The sequence below is a fragment of the Mycobacterium sp. 852002-50816_SCH5313054-b genome, assembly GCF_001667185.1.
Classification (GTDB): domain Bacteria; phylum Actinomycetota; class Actinomycetes; order Mycobacteriales; family Mycobacteriaceae; genus Mycobacterium.
The window spans coordinates 1-980 of the sequence record NZ_LZIC01000124.1 but is presented as its reverse complement, the minus strand read 5'-3'; the positions used below and the strand labels follow the sequence as shown (position 1 = coordinate 980).

General features: G+C 71.3%; 1 protein-coding gene. It reads right to left on the bottom strand.

From position 1 onward, the window contains the following. A partial coding sequence (locus A5787_RS22105; protein WP_066970998.1) for an HNH endonuclease signature motif containing protein occupies positions 1-980 on the bottom strand: 980 nt, incomplete at both ends.

Here is a 980-nt window from a genome sequence, read left to right as displayed (position 1 = left end):
CCGGGCCATGGCGGTACGGCGGGCGGGCGGCCGGTGGGGGCACGCGCGAGTGATCCTGGACTCAGCGGTCGCCCGTCGCTGTCGGTGACGATCAGATGGTCGGCGGGGCCGGTGATGGTGATGTCGCCGCGGTGGTGTGCCCGATGGTGATAGGGACAGAGCAGCACCAGGTTGGCCAGCTCGGTCAGGCCGCCGTCCTCCCAATGCTGGATGTGGTGGGCGTGCAGTCCGCGGGTGGCACCGCAGCCGGGAACCGCGCACATGGGCTGGCGGTGCTCGAGCGCGCGGCGCAGCCGGCGGTTGACGGTGCGGGTTGTTCGGCCGGCGCCGATGGGCCGGCCGTCGCGTTCGAACCACACTTCGCAGGTGGCATCACACGTCAGGTACCGGCGTTCAGCGTCGGACAGCAGCGGACCCAGATGCAGCGCCGCGGCGCGCTGCTCGACATCGACGTGCACCACCACGGTGGTGCGCTGGCCGTGCGGGCGGCGGGTGGCCTCGGCGTCCCAGCCGGCCTCGACCAGCCGCAGAAACGCCTCCATCGTGCCCGGCAACGGCGGCGCGGCATCCGAGGAGCCGGTGTCGTGATCGCGCTTCCACTCGGCGATCAGTGCCTCACGATGAGACTGCAATGCCCCGTCGAACGTCGCGGCCTCGTCGCGGGGCAAGGTGATCCGCCAGCAGCTGCCCTCGTCGTTGCTGGTCTTGGTGATCGAGCGCTGCGGCTCCGGGCGAAGATCGGGTTCGGGGCGCGGCTCGAGCTTGATCGCGGTGCGCAACTGGTTGACCGTGGCGACCGCGGCCAACTGCGCGTAATGCTCATCAGATCCCGCACCGGCCCGCCCGGCGATCACCCCCACCTGATCCAGCGACAACCGCCCGTCCCGCAACGCCCGCGTGCAACGCGGGAACTCCTCCACCCGGCGCGCCACCGTCGAGATCGTATGCGCGGTGGCCGAGGACAAGCCCAGCTTCCAGCC